A 20719-nucleotide genomic window follows, 5' to 3' on the forward strand; every position below is an offset into this window, starting at 1 on the left:
TGATCATGGCCAGCCAGCCGGCCCCGGTGTCCGATATCCCATCGTTCCGATTCACCTTCGACGTCGACAGCAGCCAGATGGCGGTGCGTGGCGCCCTTCTGCGCCTGCGCGGCGCCTTGTCGCCGCTGTCGCTGGAGCCAGAGGAACTCGAGACACTCGAACTCGTCCTTGCGGAGATCCTCAACAACATCGTCGAGCATGCCTATGCAGACCACCGACCGGGTGACACGATCACCGTGAGCGGCGAGCATCGGACGGATGGCCTGCACCTGAGGATCAGGGACCGCGGCAAGGCGATGCCGAACGGCCAGCCGCCACTGGGCCGCCCCGCCTTCGGCATACCCCGATGCGGCGCGGAGAGACTGCCGGAAGGGGGTTTCGGCTGGCCCCTGATTCGCGATCTTGCCCGCGACCTGTGTTATCGCCGCCTCGACGGAGAGAACACGCTGGACCTGCGCGTTGCCATCGCCCGGCAATCGCGCGCGGACGGGTCGCCGCCGCGCTGCTGACAGCGGACCGGACCCGGCACGCGTGCCCGGATAGGCTGGCAGTCACAAAGAAGCCCCGCCACCGCGCCAAAACGCCTCATTATGATCATATTCACGCCACCGTTCCGGTACATCTTCGGCCTCGTAGCTGCATATGGCTTCCCTCGGCGTCGCGTTTAACAGCCCCCACCCAGTGCGCGGCGTCGAGGTACTTTCACTGTTTCCCGAACACATTGGCACCCGTGACGCGACACGCTAGGTTGCGCGCGAACAGACAATGTTGGGATACTCTATGCGCGATTTTCACCTCCCCGGACGGTCCCCCGTCATCGCAGCGAACGGCATGTGCGCCACGTCACATCCGCTGGCCGCCAAGACTGCGATCGACATCCTCGAAGGCGGAGGCAACGCCATGGACGCGGCGATCGGTGCCGGTGTCCTGCTGGGGATCTGCGAGCCCCAGATGACGGGAATCGGGGGGGATTGCTTTGTTCTCTACAAGCTTCCGGGCAGCGACGAGGTTCATGCTCTGAACGGGTCCGGACGGGCGCCTGCCGCCGCCGATGCAGCCCAGCTCCGCGACCGGGGGCAAAGCGCCGTGCCGGTCCACGGCGTCGAGGCGGTGACGGTGCCGGGGGCCATCGATGCCTTTTGCCACTTGTCGGAAACCGTGGGCAAAGCCGGGCTGGAGGCCGTCCTCGCCCCCGCGATCCGCTATGCGGAAGAAGGGGTTCCGGTGGCGCCGCGGGTTGCCTTCGACTGGGCGCAGGAGACCGAGAAACTCAAGGGCGCGGCCCGCGATCATTTCCTGCTGGACGGCAAGCCGCCGGTGGTGGGGCAGGTGTTTCGCGCGCCGGGTCAGGCTGAGGTTCTGCGCCGCGTGGCGAAAGACGGGCGGGACGCCTTTTACACCGGCGAGATCGCGGAGGACATGCTGCGGGCGCTGAACGAGATGGGCGGCGTCCACACGGCCGAGGATTTCGCGGCCGCCGCGGCGACGCAGAGCACGCCCATCGCCGCACCCTACAAGGGTATCGAAGTGGTCGAGCATCCGCCAAACGGACAGGGCGCGACGGCGCTGCTGATGCTCAACATTCTCGAACAGTTCGACATCGCGTCCATGGATCCCTTTGGCGCGGACCGGGTGCATATCGAAGCCGAAGCGACAAAGCTCGCCTATGACGCGCGCAACCGGTTCCTCGCGGACCCGGACCATACCGCGCGGCTGGAGCACATGCTGGCCGTGGAGACCGCCAAAAAGCTGGCGGCGCTGATCGACCCCAAGCGCGCGATGCCTTCGCCCGCCGCGCTGTCCGAACAGGTTCACAAGGATACGATCTACATCACGGTGGTGGACGGGGACGGGATGGCGGTTTCGCTGATCTATTCGATCTACCACGGTTTCGGATCGGGGATCGCGTCCGAGAAGTTCGGCATCCTGATGCAGAACCGGGGCGCCGGTTTCACGCTGGAGGAAGGCCACGCGAACGAGTTGAAGGGGGGCAAGCGGCCGATGCACACGATCATTCCCGGCATGATCCGCAGGAACGGCAAGGTCATCATGCCGTTCGGCGTGATGGGCGGGGCGTACCAGCCCTGCGGCCACGCGCGGTTCGCATCCAACCTCGAGGATTTCGGGATGGACCCGCAAACCGCCATCGACGCGCCGCGCGCGTTCTCCGACCAGGGCACGCTGAACGTCGAGCGCGGCTACCCCGACGCGGTGCGCGCCAAGCTGACGGAGATGGGACACACCGTTGCGGTGCCGAACACCGCCATCGGCGGGGCACAGGCGATCCTCATGCGGGAAGACGGCACCCTCGAAGGGGCGAGCGACCCTCGCAAGGACGGATGCGCCCTGGGCTTCTGAGCGGGAGAGACAGTGGGCGACGCGCGACCCTGCGCGCCATGGCGTTCTCGGGCAAGGCCCGGGAACGCTTCCGGCGACCGGCCGGGACGCGAGTTCAATTCAGCTGAAAGTGCAGCGGGTAGGCGCCATCGGTGAAAGGGCCAAAGAGGTCGGGGATGTCGGGATGATCCACCGGCTCACCTGAATAGTCCGCGACGAGATTCTGTTCGGACACATAGGCGACGTAATAGCTTTGATCGTTTTCGGCCAGCAGATGATAGAACGGCTGATCCTTGACCGGGCGGTTTTCCTTGGGAATGGATTCGTACCATTCTTCCGTGTTCGCGAATTCCGGATCGACGTCAAAGATCACCCCGCGAAACGGGTGTTTCTTGTGCCGGACAACCTGCCCGAGATGATATTTCGCGCGCGTACGTAGCATAACATTGCAGCCCCTACCTTTCGTTAGTAATCGGTTCAAGGGGCATTTGTCCAATCACGCCTGAATCGCCAAAGGAAACAGACTGTTGCCCCTTGCCCTGATGGTCCTTGAAATCGTGGCGCCGGTTTTCCTGCTTGCGGGCATCGGTTTCGTCTGGGTCAAGCTGGGGTTCGAATACCGGATCCAGTTCGTCACACAGCTGGCGATGACCCTGTCCGTCCCCTGCCTGATCTTCGTTTCCCTGATGCAGACGGAGATCGACCCGGCCGCGCTGACCGCACTGTCGCTGGCAAGTGTCGTGGCCTATGGCGCCATCAGCCTGGCGGCGGGGCTGCTGGTGGGTGTGATGCGACTGGACAGGCGCACCTACATGGCACCGCTGATCTTCGGCAACACCGGCAACCTGGGGCTGCCGCTGGCGCTGTTCGCATTCGGGGAGACCGGCCTTGGCTATGCTGTCGTGGTCTTTGCCATCATGGCGATCTGGTCCTTCACGTTCGGCATCTGGCTGGTCGCCGGCGCAGGCTCCCTTGGAAAGGTCCTGCGCGAACCGCTGGTCTGGGGCACGCTGCTGGGCGCGCTGTTTCTCTGGCAGGACTGGCAGACGCCGGTGTTCCTGACCAACACCCTGCGGCTGATCGGCCAGATCGCGATTCCGCTGATGCTGATCACGCTGGGAGTCGCGGTGGCGCGCCTGAGCCCCGGCGGCGTGATGCGGGCGATCTTCCTGTCGCTGGTCAAGCTCGCGCTTTGCGTCGGGATCTCCTGGGCCGCCGCGGAAGCCTTCGACCTCGACCGTATCGCCTTTGGCGTTCTGGTGTTGCAGGTTGCCACGCCGGTGGCCGTGACCTCCTACCTCCTGGCCGAGAAATACGGCGCCGATTCGCAGGCCGTCGCGGGCCTCGTGGTGGTCTCGACCCTCATGTCGGTCGGCGCATTGCCGCTTTTGCTCGCAATTCTGCTGTAAATTTGTGATGTGAACTGCCGCCGAAATACCGTATATTACCACAAAACAAAAAAACGACCGAGCGAGAGAGGCAGATGAGCAAAACTCTTCGCGCTATGATTATCGTACTGATGGTCGCCTCCTGCGGGGGCGGGCAATCGCCTGCGCCGCGCGACCTGGACAACGCCTGTACGATTCTCAGAGAGCGCCCAGAATACTACAAGGCGTTCCGCAACGTGGAACGCAAATGGGGTGTGCCGGTGCATGTGCAGATGGCCACCATCCACCAGGAAAGCAAGTTCGTGTCGGACGCGCGCACGCCGTTCAAATACGTGCTTGGCGTCATTCCGATGGGGCGCCAGTCCAGCGCCTTTGGCTATTCGCAGGCCCTGGATGCCACGTGGGACGAATACCGCAACGCGCAGAATCGACGGTCGGCAAAGCGCGACCGGATCAACGATGCGACGGACTTCATGGGCTGGTACATGAACCAGACCCGTGACAGGAACGGCATCGATCTGCACGACGCGCGCAACCAGTACCTCGCCTATCACGAGGGCCACACCGGGTTCGCGCGGGCCAGCTACAATCAGAAATCATGGCTGGTGGCGGTGGCCGGAAAGGTAGAGGCGCGGTCGCTGATGTATCAGCAGCAGATCGCTTCCTGCCGCCTGCGCTGAAGAACAAGGCCCCGGAGATCATCCGGGGCCCATCCTTCCGCTTTATCTTCTGGGTGCATTGCCGGGGCTGCCGGTATCGAAAAGGCTGTTGGGCAGCGACCCGCCGGTCTGAAGATCGCCCAGAACCACGGTGGTGGCCGTTCCGTTGCCATCGTTGATGATCCATTGCCGCAGTTCCACGGGGTTGCCGGTGAACTTCAGCTGGATGTTGCCGTATTGCGGATTTGCCGGATCCTGCGCCGTGACCACGGTGGCGGTGCCATCGTAGGAGTGGCCGGTGACCATGTTCGCGCGACCCAGATCCACCTGCGGCGCGAGGATGATGGACAGCGGGGTGCGAGACAGCGGATAGCTTTCGGCCGGCTGGTTCGACTTCTTGTCGTAGATCACCACGGTATTCGCGCCCGCAACGACCAACCCCGACTCGGGCGGGTTGTATTCGAACCGAACCTTGCCGGGGCGCTTGATGTAGATGGTCCCGGTGCTGATCGACCCGTCATTGTTGATCTGCGTGAACTCGCCCTTGGCCGTCTGAAGCTTGTTGAGATAGGCCGAGATGTCGTTCAGCGGCAATTTCTGCGCCGCGGCCGCAACCGGGCTGAGCAGCGCGAACGCCAGGGCGATGGATGTCATCAGTCGCATTGAGATCTTCCTGTGTTTTACGTTGATCCAGAGATAGGGCGGAATGGCCTGATATGCGATAACAGGCCGCGGTTTTCTGCCTAGAGCACCCAGATGTAGATGCCCCAGAGCGCGAGAACCGACGCCACCAGCCCCAGCGCCATGATGATACCGTCCTTGAGGGTCAGCGCGAGCCCCAGCGTCCCGACCGCCGACATCGGCAGGAGCGCGGCGAAGGGAATCAGCTCGGCCGGAGGCACGAAGGCGCAGAGTGCGACGATGATGATCGCGACGATGGTTTCCATCGGCGGGCCGGTCAGGATGGTCAGCCGGTTGCCCATGTGGGCGTCCATCCAGCGGGCCACCGGTCGCACACGCTCGACGGCCTTTTTCACCCGCCCGTCGTCGACCGCGCGCGATCTCAGCATGTCCGGCAACCACAGGTGTTTGCGCTGGAAGATCACCTGCACGGCGAAAACAGCGATGACGACCGCCATCAGTGTCGGCAGCAGGGGAATGCCGCCAAGCGGTGAGATCACGATGAGGGCAGGCAGCACGATCAGCGGGCCGAAACCGCGGCCGCCCAGCGCTTCGGTCACGTCGCCGATGGTCACGTCGTCGTCGCGGTCCGCCAGATCGTCCAAAGTGTCGAGGATATCGGAGACCGAAGTTTTCGGGTTGCTCATGGGTGCCTGCCTTTATCGGTTTACAACTTGCCCGGCCTTGCGAACGTTCCCTCGGGCCCACGAAAAAAGCCGCCGGAACCGTTCCGGCGGCTTGGGGTGCATGAGCGAACAGGGATTCCGAGGAGGTAAGCCTTAGCCCTGTTCCGGCACCAGTATTTCGCGTTTGCCCACGTGGTTGGCGGGCGAGACAAGACCCTCTTCCTCCATCTGTTCCACGAGCCGGGCGGCCTTGTTGTAGCCGATCGCCAGCTTGCGCTGGATGTAGGAGGTCGAGCACTTGCGGTCCTTGATCACGACCTGCACGGCCGTGTCATAAAGCGCGTCCTCGCCATCCGTGTTGCCGCCGGTGTTGAGGCCCAGAACGGCGTCGATGTCGCTTTCCTTGTCTTCCGCCGGCCCCTGAACCACGCCGGACACGTAGTCGGGTTCACCGAACTGCTTGAGGTGGTTGACGATTTCCTCGACTTCCTCGTCACTGACGAAGGGGCCGTGGCAACGGGTGATCTTGGCGCCGCCGGCCATGTAGAGCATGTCGCCCATCCCCAGAAGCTGTTCCGCCCCCATCTCGCCCAGGATCGTGCGGCTGTCGATCTTGGAGGTCACCTGGAAGGAGATCCGGGTGGGGAAGTTGGCCTTGATCGTGCCGGTGATCACGTCGACCGAGGGGCGCTGCGTCGCCATGATGAGGTGGATGCCCGACGCCCGAGCCATCTGCGCCAGACGCTGGATGCAGGCCTCGATCTCCTTGCCCGCGACCATCATCAGGTCTGCCATCTCGTCGACGATGACGACGATGTAGGGCAGCGCCTCGGGTGTGGTTTCCTCGGTCTCGAAGATCGGCTCTCCGGTGTCCTCGTCAAAGCCGGTCTGCACGGTGCGGCTGAACAGTTCGCCCTTGGCCAGGGCATCGCGCACGCGACCGTTGTAACCCTCGATGTTGCGCACGCCCATCTTGGACATCTTGCGGTAACGTTCCTCCATCTCGCCCACGGTCCACTTGAGCGCGACCACGGCCTTCTTCGGATCGGTCACCACGGGCGACAACAGGTGCGGGATGCCGTCATAGACCGACAGTTCCAGCATCTTGGGGTCGATCATGATCAAGCGGCATTCCTGCGGCGTCAGCTTGTACAGCAGCGACAGGATCATCGTGTTGATCGCGACGGACTTGCCCGAACCGGTGGTCCCCGCGATCAGCAGGTGGGGCATCTTGGCGAGGTTGGCGACGATGGGATCGCCGCCGATGTCCTTGCCCAGCGCCAGCGGGAGGCGGTGATTGCCATCGCCAAAATCGCGCGACGACAGGATCTCGCGCAGGATCACCTTTTCGCGGTTCTCGTTGGGCAGTTCGATGCCGATCACGCTGCGCCCCGGCACGGTGGAGACACGCGCTGACAGCGCCGCCATGGAACGCGCGATGTCGTCGGCGAGGCCGATCACCCGGCTGGCCTTAAGACCCGGTGCCGGTTCCAGTTCGTACATCGTGACCACGGGACCGGGACGCACCGCTACGATCTCGCCCTTGACGCCGTAGTCGTCGAGCACGGTTTCGAGCATGCGCGCATTTTCCTCGAGCGCTTCGTCGCTAAGGTGCAGGCGTTCGACCTTCTCGGGGCTTTCCAGCAGACTGAGCGGGGGCAGTTCGAAACCGGGATGGGTATCGTCGAACGTCAGGGTCGGCTGTGCCTCGGCCTGGGCTTTCTTCGATGGTTGCACCGGCTTGCGTACCGGCTGCTGCACCACCCGACGCGGTTCGGCCATGGGGATGCTGGGCGCCTCCGGCGCGGCCTGTCGCAGCGGCAGCGCGTCGGCGTCGGCATCGTATCCGTCATGGCCGTAGTCGTAGCTGTCGTCTTCGATCAGGTCGTCATCCTGCGCCATCGGCGCCTCGGCCACGGGAGCCGGGGCCGCCACCGGCGCCGGGGAAACGGGTGCCGCGGACCGTGCGGCGGCTGTCAGCGGCGGCTCGGCACGTACCGTCGGCCCGCCTGTGAGCGGTGGCTCGGGCGGCAGGTGAGCGGCGGGAGCCGTGTTCAGGACCAAAGGATCGGGCCCCCTGCCCCGCCCGCGGGTCAGCGGCGCGGTCACCGGCGTATGCACCGCCTTGGTGCTGCGGACGCGGTTCTTGATCACATCGGCGATCTTGGACTTGATCCGGTCGCTGCCCGGCTCTTCCTCTTCGACCACCACATCCGGCCAGGTCTCGACCAGCTCGGGCTCGGGCATCTGTTCGGGGCGCTTGATGAGGCCGGGCATGCGACCCAGCAGGCCCGCCTTGGGCGGCTCCGCCTCGGCGTGCAGGGCCGGTTCGGCCCGCGGCATGTTGCGCTGAACTGTCCGGGCCGACAGCTCCTGTTGCGCGGCGAAAGCGGCGTTCTCCTCGGCCTCTATCCGCAGGCGCTCACGACGCTCCGACTGGCGCGCCTGAAGGGTCTGCGCCGCCTGCACGGCACCCGTCGCCCCACGGCCCAAAAGGCTCATCATCGTGGCGTAGGCCATGATCGTTCCCACGAGTAGGAAGCGGGCGATACGGTTCAGTTCCGCCCTGTTGAACCCGAGCACGAAGGCGCCGAGCGCGACGATCCCGAAGCCCATGACCAGCGACATGAACTTGACCGTAAAGGCGGAGCCGATGGGCAGCACGGTCAGCAGCGCGCCCATGACGGTATCGCCGAACAGACCGCCCAGCCCGAAACTGTGGGTCTGAAGCCATTCCTGCCCCGGTGCCAGTGTCGCGGCGTAGATCGACCCCAGCGCAATGGCGATCGGCGCAAAGATCAGCCGGCCCAGTGCGCGGTCCTGCCCCCAGTGCAGGGCAAAGCGCATGCCCCAGGCAAGCAGGATCACCGCAATGCCCCACGCGCCCCATCCCACGATCATGAACAACGGTGCGGCGATGGACGCGCCCACGCGCCCCATCCAGTTCTGGACCGGCGCATCGGTCGACACCATCCAGTTGGGATCGTCGGGCGTGTAGCTGGCGATCATCATCGCGGCCATCACCCCCAGCATGATCAGCGCCAGACCCAACAGTTCCTTGCCGCGCTTTTCAAGCGCCTCGGTCATGTTGCTGTCCAGCAGGGGATCACGCCCACGGGTCTGATATGCCATTGTTCGTTTCCTCGTTCTCAGGTCGGATAGAGGCAATCGCGGATCAGCTCCAACCCGCGTGCCATTTCATCCTTGGGCGCCACCAGGGCGACCCGGATGTATTTCTTGCCGGGGTTTTCCACCCCTGCGACGTCCTGCGCGAGGTAGCCGCCGGGCAGCACCTTGACGCCGGTCTCTTTCCACAGCTTCAGCGCCGCCTCCTCGTCGTCCTCGACCGGAAGCCAGAGGAAGAAGCCCGCTTCCGGACTGGTATAGCCGGGCACGTTGCCCAGGATCCGGTCGGCGATGTGATACTTTTCGAGGTAGAGTGCGCGGTTCTCCTCCACGTGCGCTTCGTCGTCCCAAACGGCGGCGGCCGCCGCCTGAAGTGGCAACGGCAGGGGCGCGCCCGCATAGTTGCGCAGCTGCTTGATCTCGCGCATCGTGTCGGGGCCGGACGCCACGAAACCCGACCGCAGACCGGGCAGGTTCGACCGCTTGGACAGCGAGTGGAAAATCACGACGCGGTTGCGGTCGGCCCCCATTTCCTCGGCCACCTGCATCGCGCCGACGGGCGGCGTGTCGCGGTAGATCTCGGAATAGCATTCGTCGGCGAAAATCTTGAAATCGTGTTTCTCGGCCAGCTTGATGAGATCCGCCCAGTAATCTCGCGATGCGACAGCGCCCTGCGGGTTGGCCGGAGAGCAGATGTAACAGGCGGTGGTCCGATCCAGAATTGCCGGATCGACCGCATGGAAATCCGGCAGATGGCCCGTTTCTTCGGTCGCGTTCACCATGATCGGATCGGATGCGCCTGAAATGGCCCCGATCATGTAGACCTGATAGAAGGGATTGGGCATCAGGATCGCGGGCCGCGCCCCGTTTTTCGTTTCGGGGCAAAGCGCCATGACCGCATTGTAGAGCCCTTCGCGCGTGCCGTTCAGGGCCATGACATCGGTCTCGGGGTCCATTTCGACACCGTAACGCCGCTTGATCCAGTCCGCGATCGCGCGGCGCAGTTGCGGCGAACCGTCGTTCGGCGGGTAGCTGTTGAAGCCCTCGGCGGCTTCGACGATCTTGTCGGTCACCCACGCCGGAAAGGCATGTTTCGGTTCGCCGATGGTCATCTGAATCAACGGTCCACCACCTTCGTGCACGTCCAGAAGGGCGCGCAGGCGCGGCCACGCATGGGCCGGAAGGTTCGAAAACCGCTCAGGATAAAACATTGCTACTGCCTCGGATCGGGATCGTTCACGCCCCGTTTCGATCAAAGTACCGAACGTCCCGCCTGTCGTCCAGAAAAACCGGCGCGGCTACAGCATGTTGTGGTATTTAGGCCAACCTCAAGCCAGGGCTTCTTCTACTGCGGCGCCGACCCGCAAAAGCTGTTCTTCCATATTTGGTGGGCACATCAGCATGAGGCCACAAGAGGGTGTAGCGGTGGGCACCGTCAGGGCGGGAACGCCCATCAAATTGCCGATGCGCGTGTTGCGCAGCGTCAGCAGGTTTTCCGATACGTAGAAGTCATGGTCCTGCTGCAGCTTTTCAAGCTGCGGCGGCAGCAGCGCCGCGGTGGGCAGCAGCACGGCGTCGAAGCCCGCCACCGCCGCGTCGTAACCCGCGCGCAACGCGTCGAGCTTGGCCCATGCGGCAACGTAGTCGGGGCCGGAGAACCCCTTGCCCAGTCGGAACCGTTCGAGGATTTCGCGGTACATTTCCTGCGGGTTCGCCTCGATCACGTCGCGCCAGAGGCCGTAGGCTTCGACGGTGAACAGGCAGCCGCTGAGCGGCATGGCTTCCGTCACCTCGGGCACCTCGATCTCGACGATCTCGGCCCCGGCCTCGGCGAGCGTGGCAATCGCGGCTTCGAATGCGGCGGCGGGTGCGTCGCGCAGGTCTTCCAGCGCCACCGTTCGCAGCACGGCAAGGCGACGACCGGCGAGGTCGCTGTGCTGCAGATCAGCGGGCTTGGCCCCCTGCAGCGCGGCAAGCAGAAGGCCCGCGTCCTCGACCGAGCGGCAGAGCGGCCCCACTGTGTCGAACTTGAGCGCCAGCGGCACGACCCCTTCAAGGCTGAGCCGTCCCGACGTCGTCTTGAGCCCGACAAGGTCGTTCCAGGCGGCGGGCACCCGGACGGAACCGCCGGTATCGGATCCGATCGCGGCAGCGGCAAGCCCGAACGCCACCGAAGCGGCGGCGCCGGAAGACGATCCGCCCGAAACGGCGGCTTCGTCGTTCACGCAGGGTGGCGTTGCGGTACTCGGGTTGAAGCCCAGCCCGGAAAACGCCAGTTCGCTCATGTGCGTCTTGCCCAGACAGACAAGCCCCGCGGCGGTGGCATTGGCGAGCACGACCGCATCGCGATCCGGCACACGGCCCTTCAGCAGTTTCGATCCCGCCTCGGTCGCCGTTCCGGCCGTGTCGAAAAGATCCTTCCATGAGATCGGCACGCCGTCGAGCGGCGAAAGACGCTGGCCCGCCTTTGCGCGCGCGGCAGAGGCGGCGGCCTCCGACATGGCGCGTTCGGCGGTGACGCGTGCATAGATGCGGTCGCGCAGCGGATGCGCCGCGATGGCATCGAGATAGGTCTTGCACAAGGTGACCGGGTCGATCTCTCCCCTGCCGATGGCCCGCCCGAGGTCCGCCGCCGTCATCTTCAGCCAATCTTGCATGTCTCGTCCCCTTTTTCGGCAGACGGTAGCGACGAGAGCGCACATGGACAATCCCCGAGCGCGCGGCATATCTAGGCACATGGAATTCGATACCGATATCGCCATCGTCGGCGGCGGCCTCAACGGCCCGGTGCTGGCCCTCGCACTGGCAAGCGCCGGCCTGAAGGTGACCCTGATCGACCGGCTGAACGTGAAACTGCGGCGCAATGCGGCCTTTGACGGGCGGTCCTATGCGCTGGCGCTGTCCTCCACCCGGATGCTGGCCGGCCTTGGCCTGTGGCAGGGGATCGCGGACAAGGCCCAGCCGATGCTGGAAATCAAGGTGACGGACGGCCGGGCAGGTGAAGGCCCCTCGCCGTTCTTCATGCACTTCGACCATGCCGAGATCGAAGAAGGCCCGATGGGCTACATGGTCGAGGACCGGCACCTGCGGCGGCATCTGCTGGACGCCGTCGCATCGGATGACCGGATCACGCAGTTGAACGGCGAGACGGTGACAGGCCAGGCGGTCGATGCCACGGGCGCATCGCTGACCCTTGCCGGCAAGGGCACCTTGCGGGCGCGTCTGGTCGTGGGCGCCGACGGTCGCGGCACCGGCACGGGACGGCGCGCCGGGATCAGGCGTGTCGAGTGGAGTTATGGCCAGACCGCGCTTGTCTGCGCGATCGAACACGAGGCACCGCACCACGGGGTGGCGCACCAGTTGTTCATGCCCCCCGGCCCGCTGGCGATCCTGCCGCTGACCGGGAACCGGTCCTCCATCGTCTGGAGCGAGAGCGACACGGCGGCCCGGCGGATCGATGCCTTGCCCGACTCCGCCTATCTCGACGTGCTGCGCCCCCGCGTGGGTGACTTCATGGGCGCGATCAAGCTGGCAGGAGCGCGCTACAGCTATCCCCTCGGCCTGTCCCTGGCGATGCAGATGACGGCACCGCGCATCGCGCTGGTCGGAGATGCCGCCCACGGGGTGCATCCCATCGCGGGGCAGGGGCTGAATGCGGGACTGCGCGATGTCGCGGCGCTGGCCGAGGTCATCGCGGACGCGCGCCGCCGCGGCGAAGACATCGGATCTGAGGCTGCGCTGGCGCGATTCCAGGAATGGCGGCGCTTCGACAATGCCACGCTCGCGCTCGCGACGGACAGCTTCAACCGCCTGTTCTCGAACGACAATCCCCTGGTTCGGATGGCGCGTGACATCGGCATGGCCACCGTCAATGCCCTGCCCGGTCTTCGCCGTGGCTTCATCCGGGAAGCCGCCGGCCTGACCGGGGATCTGCCGCGGTTGATGCAGGGGAAATCACTGTAATCCAGTTTTGGACAGGTTCCGGGGTGGCCCCCGGCGTTCAGTCGAGGGTGCGGGCTTCGTCCACCAGCATGACGGGGATGCCGTTGCGGATCGGGTAGGCTAGACCGGCGGCCTTTGAAACCAGCTCCTGCCGTTCCGCGTCATACTCCAGCGTCGTCTGGCTTCGCGGGCAGATCAGCGCCTCGAGCATGCGACGGTCGAACTCCTGCGTGTCTGTCATTGCATCAACCCTTCGTCGTGCCCGCCGCGCATGGCATACTCTATCAACGTGACCAGCGTTTCTCGGCGAGTCTGAAGCGACGGGGCTTCGAGCAGCGCCTGTTTGTCCTCGGCATCGAAGTCGAGCATCATGGACAAAGAGTTGATCAGCAGCTCGTCCTCAGCCTCCTTCAGCGTGTTCCAATCGGCGGAAAGCCCGCGCGTTTCGAAATAGCGGCCCAGCAGGTCCATCAGTGGTTTGCGGCTGAAACCCGAGTCCTGCTCCTCCGTGCCGAGGTCACGCTCGAATCCGTCCCAGTTGACGTCGCATTTCCGGTAGGGACTGAAGCCTTCGACCTCGCGCACGACCCGGAACCGGGAAACGCCGCTGAGGGTAATCATGTAGCGGCCATCTTCGGTTTCGGAAAACTGGGTGATCCGGCCCGCACACCCGATGCTGTGCAGCCCGGAACCCGCCCGCCCGGGAACCTGGTTTGGCTGGATCATGCCGATCAACCGCCCGTCGGTCTTGAGGGCGTCCGCAATCATCTGGAGGTACCGCGGTTCGAAGATGTGCAACGGCAGCCGGGAACGGGGTAGAAGCAATGCTCCCGCCAGTGGAAAAATCGGGATCGTATCTGGCAGTTCTGTTTGCTTTATCATGCCCCTGCACCTAGCGCGCTGGCAAGCTCAGGCAAATATCATCGAACTCAATTTTCGCCGGCCGTTCAGCACCACGGGGTCGTTCGGCTTGAGCGCATCGAAGATGGTGAAAAGCTGTGTCTTTGCAGCACCTTCGTTCCACTCCCGGTCGCGGCGGAAAAGGTCGAGAAGATGCGACACCGCGCCCTCTGCGTCACCCTTGGCATAGAGTGCGCGGGCGAGGTCAAAGCGCGCCTGGTGATTGTCCGGCTCTGCCTCGACCGTGGCCGTGAGTTCGGCGACCGGACCGGCGTTCTCGGCCTGACGGGCAAGCTCAAGCTGGGCGTGGGCTGCCTCCAGTTCCGGCGCCCTCGAAATTTCGATCGGGGCCCCGTTCAGCAGCGCCTCGGCCTGGTCGAGTTCGCCCATGGCGATGTGGGCGCGCACCATGCCGCCGTAGGCGCCCGCGTGCTGCGGATCCTCGCCCAGAATGGCGGCAAAGGTCTGTGCCGCATCCTGCGCTGCGCCTTCGGCCAGCATTTCCTCGGCTGCTTCGACGGCATCGGCAAGCGCGTCGCCGGGGGCCTCGCCGCCCGCCGCCTTGATCACGCGGTCGACGAAAGCCCGCACCTCGGATTCCGGCAGCGCGCCCTGGAAGCCGTCGATCGGTTGCCCCTTGTGAAAGGCATAGACCGTCGGGATCGACTGAATCTGAAGCTGGCCCGCGATCCTCTGAGCCTCGTCGACGTTGACCTTGGCCATTTTCACCGCGCCCTTGGCGGCAGTCACGGCAGCTTCGAGTTGCGGTCCCAGCGTCTTGCAGGGGCCGCACCAAGGCGCCCAGAAATCCACGATCACCGGCACGGTTTGCGATGCCTCGACCACGTCGGCCATGAAGGTCGCTTCGGACACGTCCTTGATCAGGTCGGCATCGGGCGCGTTGGCGGTCAGGTTCAGTTCCATTGTCTATTCCTCGCTTGGCGGCGTTTCGGTTTATATGAGCGCTCGGGCGTCCGAATCAAAGGTCAAAGGTGGCAAAAACCGGGGCGTGATCGCTGGGTTGCTCCCAGCCCCGCACCGCCCTCTGGATATGGCTGGAGTGTCCGGCGCCCGCGATGTCGGGGGTGGCCCAGATATGATCTAGGCGGCGGCCCTTGTCCGCCGTGTCCCAGTCGGGGGATCGGTAGGACCACCAGCTATAGAGGTTGCCCTCGGGGATGTCCTTGCGGGTGACGTCCACCCAGCCGCCCGCGTCCTGCGTGGCACCCAGCGCTTCGACCTCAACCGGGGTATGGCTGACCACCTTCAGCAGCTTCTTGTGGTCCCAGACGTCATCCTCGCGCGGGGCGATGTTGAGATCGCCGACGAGAATGGCGTTACGCGGCTTCTCGGCGTGGAACCAGTCGCGCATCTCGGCCAGGTAATCCAGCTTCTGGCCGAATTTCTCGTTTATGGTGCGGTCGGGTTTGTCGCCCCCCGCGGGTACGTAAAAATTGTGGATCGTCGTTCCGTTCTCGAGCGTCGCAGCCACGTGCCGGGCATGACCAAGGGTTGCGAAATCCTTGTCACCCGCATCCTTCAGCGGCAGCTTGGACAGGATGGCGACGCCGTTGTAGCCCTTTTGCCCCCGTGCGACCATGTGGGTGTATCCCGCAGCCTTGAAAGCCTCCATCGGGATCTTGTCCACTGGGCTCTTGCACTCCTGAAGACACAGGATGTCCGGCCCGTGTTCGGCCAGCATTCTCAGAACGAGGCCTTCGCGCAGGCGAACGGAATTGATGTTCCAGGTGGCGAGGGTGAAGGGCATGGCGTTCTCCGTTTTTGACCGGAGGACAGGTTAACCGCTCCCCCCGGCAAGCGCCATGGGATCAGAGCCTCCCTGCCGGACTATCCGCCGGACGAGGTAGGATCTTAGCGGAAAAAAAGGCCGGGCAAGAAGCCCGGCCGAGTCCAACAGGGAGGTATGCACCAATACCCGGGCGCAAACTTCGGGGTTCAAACCGAGGTGCGGGTCATGAAAACCCCGCCTCTCAGGAGCCTAACGGCAGAGGTGCGGATTGGTTCCGCGCATCAGCTCATTAATCTGTAGCCTCCAGATTCCGTAACAAGAAGGCGGGCATTTGACGGATCCGGTTCTATTTTCTGGCGCAGGCGATAAATGTGAGTCTCGAGCGTGTGGGTCGTGACCCCCGCGTTGTAGCCCCAGACCTCGTGCAGCAGCACGTCGCGCGGCACCACCCCGTCGTTGGACCGGTACAGGAACTTGAGGATGTTGGTTTCCTTCTCCGTCAGGCGGACCTTCCTGTCGTCCTCGGTCACCAGCAGTTTCATCGAGGGCTTGAAGGTGTAGGGCCCGAGCTGGAAAACAGCATCTTCGGACTGTTCGTGCTGGCGCAATTGGGCACGGATGCGGGCAAGGAGGACGGGAAACTTGAAGGGTTTGGAGACATAGTCGTTGGCTCCCGCGTCAAGGCCGAGGATCGTGTCGGCATCCCCGTCATGACCGGTCAGCATCATGATGGGGCTTTTCACACCCTGCTTGCGCATCAGGCGGCACAGTTCCCGACCGTCGGTATCGGGCAGACCGACATCCAGAATCACGAGGTCGTAGATCGCCTCCCTGGCGCGGTTCATGGCGTCCGCGCCATTGCCGGCCTCGAACACGTCGAAGTCCTCGGTCATGATCAACTGTTCGCTCAGCGCCTCGCGCAGGTCCTCGTCATCGTCGACCAGAAGAATTTTCTTGAGCTGCGCCATCTTTAACCTCCACACGGTTTCGTTAAGAAGTGTGTCCAACACCCGTATTCGGCAAGGTGTGGCCCCCCGGTTTCACGGGCTCGTGTGGCAGAAGGCCGCAATGTTTCATTTTCGGCCGGCTTGGCATAGTTAGGTTTCAGCCGTCCCTCGGAGTTGTAACACGAATGGCCCTCGCCCCCGACATTACCGAACAGCTGGCGCGCGCGCGGGCGGACCTGCGCATGGGCCTCCCGATCGTCCTGACCGGAGAGACCCCGGTGCTCGTTCTCGCGGCGGAAACCCTTGTCGCGCAGCGGCTGGCAGACGTGCTGGCGCTGGGGGGCGAACCGGTGCTGGCCGTGACCGCACGCCGTGCAGGGACGCTCAAGGCGCATGCCTATGACGGCGACCTCGCGCGGATCGTGCTGCCGGCGGCGGCGACCCCCGCCTGGATTCAGAGCGTGGCAGACCCTGCGGACGACCTGCGCGCGCCGCTGAAAGGGCCCCTGAAAAGCGCCCGCGGCGGTGACGCGGCGGCACATCGGGCGGCGTTGCATCTCGTGAAATCGGCGCGGCTGCTGCCTGCCGCGCTGGTGCTGGACTTGCCCAACGCCGAAGAAATCGCCACCCGGCACGCCCTGACCAGTCTCGACCTCGCGGCGGCCGCTCCGGCACTGGCAGAGCGCAGTCCGCTGCATCCCGTGGTCAACGCACGCCTCCCGATGGAAGTGTCCGAAGCGGGACGGTTGCACATCTTCCGCCCCGAAGACGGTGGCGAGGAACATTACGCCATTGAGATCGGTCGCCCGGATCGGGGCGCGCCGGTGCTGGCGCGGCTGCATTCGGCCTGCTTTACCGGCGATCTCATGGGCAGTCTCAAGTGTGACTGCGGCCCCCAGCTTCGCGCGGCACTCGCCCAGATGGGCGCAGAGGGAAACGGCGTACTGCTTTACCTGAACCAGGAAGGGCGCGGGATCGGGCTGGCCAACAAGATGCGGGCCTACTCCCTGCAGGACCAGGGGTTCGACACGGTCGAGGCGAACCACCGCCTGGGTTTCGAAGATGACGAACGCGACTTTCGGCTCGGAGCGGACATCCTGAAATCGATGGGGTTCTCCGCCGTGCGGCTGCTTACCAACAACCCCCGCAAAGTGGAGATGATGGAGGCGTCCGGCATCTCGGTCGACGAGCGGGTGCCGTTGGCCGTCGGGGAAAATCGCCACAACGCCGCCTATCTCGCGACGAAAGCGGCGAAGTCCGGACATCTGCTGTGACCCCCGGCGACATGGTGCTGACACCGAAAGGCCTGCGCTTTGCCGGAAGGTACTGGCCCTGCACCATCGGGCGCGGCGGTGTGAGTGCCGCCAAGCGGGAAGGCGATGGCGCGACACCGCGCGGCGTACATCGCATCGTCGGGATGCTTTACCGTCCTGACAGAATGGCTCCGCCGACCGACTGGGCCGTGCCGATCGGGCCGGGCGACCTTTGGTCGGACGATCCGGCTGCGCCGGACTACAACATGATGGTCCGGGCCCCCTATCCCCACAGTCACGAGGTGCTGCGACGCGCCGATCCGCTCTACGATCTCGTGATCCTGACGGACTGGAACTGGCCCTACGCCATCTCCGGACGGGGTTCGGCGATCTTTATCCACCAGTGGCGACGGCCGGGCTATCCGACCGAAGGCTGCATCGCGCTGCGGCGGGCGGATCTGCATGCCATCGCGCCGATGATCCGGCACCGTACGCGGCTGATCGTGCCCTAGGCGTGGCGGGTCAGCCCTTCACTCGTTCCCCGAAGATGGCCGAACCGACCCGGACGTGAGTCGCACCGAGCGCGACGGCACGTTCGAAATCGGCGCTCATGCCCATCGACAGACCCTCGAGCCCGTTACGGGCGGCGATCTTGGCCAGCAGCGCGAAATGCAACGCGGGCTCCTCGTCAATCGGGGGGATGCACATCAGACCTTTCACCGGCAGGTCCAGTTCCCGGCATTCCCGTACAAAATCATCCGCCTGAGCCGGCAGGACGCCGGCCTTCTGGTCTTCCTCGCCGGTGTTCACCTGGATGAAAAGGTCGGGGCACCGGCCTTCTTCCTGCGCGAGACGGGCAAGGGTCCGCGCCAGCTTGGGCCGGTCCACGGAATGGATCGCGTCAAAGAGCGTGACCGCCTGGCGCGCCTTGTTGGTTTGCAGCGGGCCGATGAGATGGAGGTCGATGTCGGCAAAGTCTTCGCGGAAACCGGGCCATTTGCCAGCGGCCTCCTGCACCTTGTTCTCGCCAAAGCAGCGGTGGCCCTGCTCAAGCACGTGGCGCACCCGGTCGTTGGGCTGCACCTTGCTGACCGCGATCAGAGTGACCGACCCGGCCGCGCGTCCGGCGTCAACCTCGGCCTTCGCCAACTTGGTGGTGATGTCGTCCAGCCCCATGATCTTCCCCTTGCTGTCGTCAGGGGCAGACAACAACAACACGGCAGAAATGAAAAGGGGCAGACCCGAAGGCCTGCCCCAAACTCACGTGTACGAGTTCAACTTAGAAGTTGAAGCGCACACCGAAGTCGACCAGCGTGGTGTCGAAGCCGGTGGAGGAGATACCACCGCGCAGCGAGGTGCCGCCGCCCAGGTCGTGGTTGAAGTCGACACCGTAGGAGGTGTCGGTGAAGTAGTCTGCGTCTGCGACGTAGACTTCGACGTCGGTTGCTGCGCCAACGTCAAAGCGGCCAGCCAGAACCCAGTGGTCGCCGGTGCCGCCGATGACGCCGGTGTCGTCGCCGTTCTTGGCGTATGCCAGGGTCACGTCTGCCGGGCCGAAGGAACCGCCAACAGTTGCTGCCCACTCGGTGTCACCAACGATGTCGGAGTCCTGAGCTGCCAGAGCGAAGGTCCAGCCGTTCCAGGTGTAGGCAACGAAGCCGGCGATACGGTCGCCAACGTCGGAAGCCGACACGTGCACGGACAGGTCGCCTGCGGAGTACAGAACTTCGACGCCGTTCAGACCGGCTGCGCCGTTGCTGTCGGAGTCGTATGCGTCGCCGCGGAAGTTGTACGCGGTGTAGTCATAGGAGTGACCGGTCAGACCCAGGTCGATGGGATACATGCCGGGCATGAATTCCAGCGCGCCGTAGATGTTGCCGACACCGACTTCCAGGCCACCGGAGCGCGCGAAGAAGCGAACGCCGTTGATGCCGGTTTCCTGACGACCGCGGTAATCGATGTCACCGTCGCCGTCTGCGTCGATCGGGGTTTCCGGAGCTGCGGACACACCGTTTGCCAGACCGTCGTTGTCCTGCTGGATGCGAACGCGCGCACCGAAGACGACGCCAGCGTCGGATTCTGCGGTTGCGTCGATCTGCAGGCGGAAACGGCTGGTGACGTCGGTGGAGTCGACGCCTGCTGCCGTGTCACGGTACAGGATACCGAAGCGACCGTAGCCGCCGAAAGTAACGTCTGCTGCTGCAACGCCTGCGGTCGCGACCAGGGCGGTTGTAGCGAAGAGAACTTTTTTCATGAGTTTTCCCTCGGTTTGAATTCATATGCCCAGACCGGGGAATCCGGAAAGGGTATGAAGGGTGTTTGCACCCAAGCCCCCCGCTCTGGCAAGAAGCCTGAAACCTTCCGAGCCATTGCCGCAGCCAATGGTGCAGCTTTGCCACAGTTTTGTCGCCGCCCCACCCTCTTCGGGGTAGAGCGGGGCCACGAAAGCCATATTCGACAGGGGAATCGCGGTGCTACATATGCCTTGCCGTGGGTCCGGCACTTGGGTAGACCATTGTGCAAACAGGCAAAGGAAAGCTGAAATGGCGTACAGGACCGTTTGCAAAGGTGCGGTTGCACTTCTCATCATCGCGAGCCTCGGTGCGTGCGGCAGCCTAGGGCGCGAGGCGACGGCGCGGCCTGAAACCTACACCAACCCCAATAACCCCAACAACATCGAGACGAACCCGGACAATACCATCTGGTCCCTGTTCAACCGCAAGAGCGGCGATACAACCGTTTCTGTGAACAAGTATCTGTGGTCCGCTTCCCTCGAGGTGCTGGATTTCCTGCCGGTACAGTCCATCGACCCGTTCACCGGCGTGATCGTCACCGGCTACGGCACCCCGCCCGGCGGCGGATCGGCCTACCGCGCGACGGTGCTGATCGACGATCCCGCGCTGGATGCCCGGTCCTTGAACCTTGCACTGCAGACGCGCAATGGCCGCACGGTCAATACGGCGACCACCCGGGCGGTCGAGGATGCGATCCTGTCGCGGGCACGCGAAATGCGCATTGCCGACAACAAGTTCTGAACCCGACCCCTCCAACGACTCTTTCCGCGCCGGGCCCTGTGAGATGAACGGCCCGGCGCGATCCGTTTGAACGAA

General features: G+C 64.3%; 21 protein-coding genes. 8 read left to right on the forward strand and 13 right to left on the reverse strand.

Annotated features, from left to right (window positions below; translation table 11 throughout):
- The first annotated feature begins 5 nt into the window (after positions 1-5).
- Positions 6-509: an ATP-binding protein gene (locus BOO69_RS16675; protein ID WP_083545720.1), complete on the forward strand. Its 504-nt coding sequence runs from the start codon at positions 6-8 to the stop codon at positions 507-509.
- A 271-nt stretch (positions 510-780) separates the two neighbouring features.
- Entirely contained in the window at positions 781-2358 is a 1578-nt protein-coding gene (gene ggt / locus BOO69_RS16680) for a gamma-glutamyltransferase (protein ID WP_071973185.1), read from the forward strand.
- 94 nt (positions 2359-2452) lie between these two features.
- Here the strand turns inward: ggt and hspQ are convergent, their stop codons facing one another.
- The gene (hspQ, locus tag BOO69_RS16685) at positions 2453-2779 is read right to left on the reverse strand and encodes a heat shock protein HspQ (RefSeq protein WP_071973186.1); all 327 of its coding nucleotides are present in this window, start codon (positions 2777-2779) and stop codon (positions 2453-2455) included.
- Positions 2780-2864: 85 nt separating this feature from the next.
- Here hspQ and BOO69_RS16690 point away from each other — a divergent pair, with 85 nt between their 5' ends.
- Both BOO69_RS16690 and BOO69_RS16695 read left to right on the forward strand, forming a co-directional pair.
- Positions 2865-3746 (forward strand): AEC family transporter, encoded by an 882-nt coding sequence (locus BOO69_RS16690; RefSeq protein ID WP_071973187.1) that lies wholly within the window; start codon positions 2865-2867, stop codon positions 3744-3746.
- Between the two features lie 74 nt (positions 3747-3820).
- Positions 3821-4405, forward strand: a complete 585-nt coding sequence (locus BOO69_RS16695; RefSeq protein WP_071973188.1) for a transglycosylase SLT domain-containing protein — start codon at positions 3821-3823, stop codon at positions 4403-4405.
- 42 nt (positions 4406-4447) lie between these two features.
- Here BOO69_RS16695 and BOO69_RS16700 read toward each other — a convergent pair whose 3' ends face one another.
- The 5 genes from BOO69_RS16700 to BOO69_RS16720 all read right to left on the reverse strand — a co-directional run bounded on the left by BOO69_RS16700 (position 4448) and on the right by BOO69_RS16720 (position 11474).
- A complete protein-coding gene (locus tag BOO69_RS16700) occupies positions 4448-5047 on the reverse strand; it encodes a LolA family protein (RefSeq protein ID WP_172839553.1) in 600 nt (199 codons plus the stop codon).
- Between the two features lie 80 nt (positions 5048-5127).
- Positions 5128-5712 (reverse strand): exopolysaccharide biosynthesis protein, encoded by a 585-nt coding sequence (locus BOO69_RS16705; RefSeq protein WP_071973189.1) that lies wholly within the window; start codon positions 5710-5712, stop codon positions 5128-5130.
- A gap of 132 nt (positions 5713-5844) precedes the next feature.
- A complete protein-coding gene (locus tag BOO69_RS16710) occupies positions 5845-8823 on the reverse strand; it encodes a DNA translocase FtsK (protein ID WP_071973190.1) in 2979 nt (992 codons plus the stop codon).
- Between the two features lie 17 nt (positions 8824-8840).
- On the reverse strand, positions 8841-10028 hold the full coding sequence (locus BOO69_RS16715; protein WP_071973191.1) for an aminotransferase class I/II-fold pyridoxal phosphate-dependent enzyme: 1188 nt from the start codon (positions 10026-10028) through the stop codon (positions 8841-8843).
- A 117-nt stretch (positions 10029-10145) separates the two neighbouring features.
- Entirely contained in the window at positions 10146-11474 is a 1329-nt protein-coding gene (locus tag BOO69_RS16720) for an amidase (protein ID WP_071973192.1), read from the reverse strand.
- Between the two features lie 79 nt (positions 11475-11553).
- On the opposite strand from BOO69_RS16720, the gene BOO69_RS16725 reads away from it, so the two are divergent.
- A complete protein-coding gene (locus tag BOO69_RS16725; RefSeq protein WP_083545561.1) occupies positions 11554-12780 on the forward strand; it encodes an FAD-dependent monooxygenase in 1227 nt (408 codons plus the stop codon).
- 37 nt (positions 12781-12817) lie between these two features.
- Here the strand turns inward: BOO69_RS16725 and BOO69_RS16730 are convergent, their stop codons facing one another.
- From BOO69_RS16730 to BOO69_RS16750, 5 genes are all read right to left on the reverse strand, one after another.
- Entirely contained in the window at positions 12818-13000 is a 183-nt protein-coding gene (locus tag BOO69_RS16730; RefSeq protein WP_071973194.1) for a Trm112 family protein, read from the reverse strand.
- Complete coding sequence (locus tag BOO69_RS16735) at positions 12997-13641, reverse strand: LON peptidase substrate-binding domain-containing protein (protein WP_071973195.1); 645 nt, start codon at positions 13639-13641, stop codon at positions 12997-12999. The genes BOO69_RS16730 and BOO69_RS16735 overlap by 4 nt, the downstream gene beginning before the upstream one ends.
- 27 nt (positions 13642-13668) lie before the next feature.
- On the reverse strand, positions 13669-14583 hold the full coding sequence (locus BOO69_RS16740; RefSeq protein WP_071973196.1) for a thioredoxin family protein: 915 nt from the start codon (positions 14581-14583) through the stop codon (positions 13669-13671).
- Positions 14584-14638: 55 nt separating this feature from the next.
- The gene (locus BOO69_RS16745) at positions 14639-15427 is read right to left on the reverse strand and encodes an exodeoxyribonuclease III (protein WP_071973197.1); all 789 of its coding nucleotides are present in this window, start codon (positions 15425-15427) and stop codon (positions 14639-14641) included.
- A 263-nt stretch (positions 15428-15690) separates the two neighbouring features.
- Positions 15691-16377, reverse strand: a complete 687-nt coding sequence (locus BOO69_RS16750) for a response regulator transcription factor (protein WP_071973198.1) — start codon at positions 16375-16377, stop codon at positions 15691-15693.
- 164 nt (positions 16378-16541) lie between these two features.
- Here BOO69_RS16750 and ribA point away from each other — a divergent pair, with 164 nt between their 5' ends.
- Both ribA and BOO69_RS16760 read left to right on the forward strand, forming a co-directional pair.
- On the forward strand, positions 16542-17630 hold the full coding sequence (gene ribA, locus BOO69_RS16755) for a GTP cyclohydrolase II (protein ID WP_071973199.1): 1089 nt from the start codon (positions 16542-16544) through the stop codon (positions 17628-17630).
- A complete protein-coding gene (locus tag BOO69_RS16760; RefSeq protein WP_071973200.1) occupies positions 17627-18121 on the forward strand; it encodes a L,D-transpeptidase family protein in 495 nt (164 codons plus the stop codon). Before ribA ends, BOO69_RS16760 begins: the two co-directional genes overlap by 4 nt.
- Positions 18122-18131: 10 nt before the next feature.
- On the opposite strand, the gene BOO69_RS16765 is transcribed toward BOO69_RS16760, so the two are convergent.
- Together BOO69_RS16765 and BOO69_RS16770 are read right to left on the reverse strand one after the other, a co-directional pair.
- Entirely contained in the window at positions 18132-18785 is a 654-nt protein-coding gene (locus BOO69_RS16765) for a YggS family pyridoxal phosphate-dependent enzyme (protein ID WP_071973201.1), read from the reverse strand.
- A gap of 103 nt (positions 18786-18888) precedes the next feature.
- A complete protein-coding gene (locus BOO69_RS16770; protein WP_071973202.1) occupies positions 18889-19863 on the reverse strand; it encodes a porin in 975 nt (324 codons plus the stop codon).
- A gap of 289 nt (positions 19864-20152) precedes the next feature.
- Here BOO69_RS16770 and BOO69_RS16775 point away from each other — a divergent pair, with 289 nt between their 5' ends.
- Positions 20153-20644: a DUF3576 domain-containing protein gene (locus BOO69_RS16775; protein WP_071973203.1), complete on the forward strand. Its 492-nt coding sequence runs from the start codon at positions 20153-20155 to the stop codon at positions 20642-20644.
- The last annotated feature ends 75 nt before the right edge of the window (positions 20645-20719 follow it).

The sequence above is a fragment of the Sulfitobacter alexandrii genome (assembly GCF_001886735.1).
Classification (GTDB): domain Bacteria; phylum Pseudomonadota; class Alphaproteobacteria; order Rhodobacterales; family Rhodobacteraceae; genus Sulfitobacter; species Sulfitobacter alexandrii.

What these genes read in the sequence shown, in the direction of transcription:
- BOO69_RS16715 (WP_071973191.1), bottom strand. Translation starts at nt 10,028, where the DNA reads ATGTTTTATCCTGAGCGGTTTTCGAACCTTCCGGCCCATGCGTGGCCG.
- BOO69_RS16735 (WP_071973195.1), bottom strand. Translation starts at nt 13,641, where the DNA reads ATGATAAAGCAAACAGAACTGCCAGATACGATCCCGATTTTTCCACTG.
- BOO69_RS16705 (WP_071973189.1), bottom strand. Translation starts at nt 5,712, where the DNA reads ATGAGCAACCCGAAAACTTCGGTCTCCGATATCCTCGACACTTTGGAC.
- BOO69_RS16725 (WP_083545561.1), top strand. Translation starts at nt 11,554, where the DNA reads ATGGAATTCGATACCGATATCGCCATCGTCGGCGGCGGCCTCAACGGC.
- BOO69_RS16675 (WP_083545720.1), top strand. Translation starts at nt 6, where the DNA reads ATGGCCAGCCAGCCGGCCCCGGTGTCCGATATCCCATCGTTCCGATTC.
- ribA (WP_071973199.1), top strand. Translation starts at nt 16,542, where the DNA reads ATGGCCCTCGCCCCCGACATTACCGAACAGCTGGCGCGCGCGCGGGCG.
- BOO69_RS16730 (WP_071973194.1), bottom strand. Translation starts at nt 13,000, where the DNA reads ATGACAGACACGCAGGAGTTCGACCGTCGCATGCTCGAGGCGCTGATC.
- BOO69_RS16750 (WP_071973198.1), bottom strand. Translation starts at nt 16,377, where the DNA reads ATGGCGCAGCTCAAGAAAATTCTTCTGGTCGACGATGACGAGGACCTG.
- BOO69_RS16770 (WP_071973202.1), bottom strand. Translation starts at nt 19,863, where the DNA reads ATGAAAAAAGTTCTCTTCGCTACAACCGCCCTGGTCGCGACCGCAGGC.
- BOO69_RS16765 (WP_071973201.1), bottom strand. Translation starts at nt 18,785, where the DNA reads ATGGGGCTGGACGACATCACCACCAAGTTGGCGAAGGCCGAGGTTGAC.
- ggt (WP_071973185.1), top strand. Translation starts at nt 781, where the DNA reads ATGCGCGATTTTCACCTCCCCGGACGGTCCCCCGTCATCGCAGCGAAC.
- BOO69_RS16740 (WP_071973196.1), bottom strand. Translation starts at nt 14,583, where the DNA reads ATGGAACTGAACCTGACCGCCAACGCGCCCGATGCCGACCTGATCAAG.
- BOO69_RS16695 (WP_071973188.1), top strand. Translation starts at nt 3,821, where the DNA reads ATGAGCAAAACTCTTCGCGCTATGATTATCGTACTGATGGTCGCCTCC.
- BOO69_RS16745 (WP_071973197.1), bottom strand. Translation starts at nt 15,427, where the DNA reads ATGCCCTTCACCCTCGCCACCTGGAACATCAATTCCGTTCGCCTGCGC.
- BOO69_RS16775 (WP_071973203.1), top strand. Translation starts at nt 20,153, where the DNA reads ATGGCGTACAGGACCGTTTGCAAAGGTGCGGTTGCACTTCTCATCATC.
- BOO69_RS16720 (WP_071973192.1), bottom strand. Translation starts at nt 11,474, where the DNA reads ATGCAAGATTGGCTGAAGATGACGGCGGCGGACCTCGGGCGGGCCATC.
- BOO69_RS16710 (WP_071973190.1), bottom strand. Translation starts at nt 8,823, where the DNA reads ATGGCATATCAGACCCGTGGGCGTGATCCCCTGCTGGACAGCAACATG.
- BOO69_RS16700 (WP_172839553.1), bottom strand. Translation starts at nt 5,047, where the DNA reads ATGCGACTGATGACATCCATCGCCCTGGCGTTCGCGCTGCTCAGCCCG.
- hspQ (WP_071973186.1), bottom strand. Translation starts at nt 2,779, where the DNA reads ATGCTACGTACGCGCGCGAAATATCATCTCGGGCAGGTTGTCCGGCAC.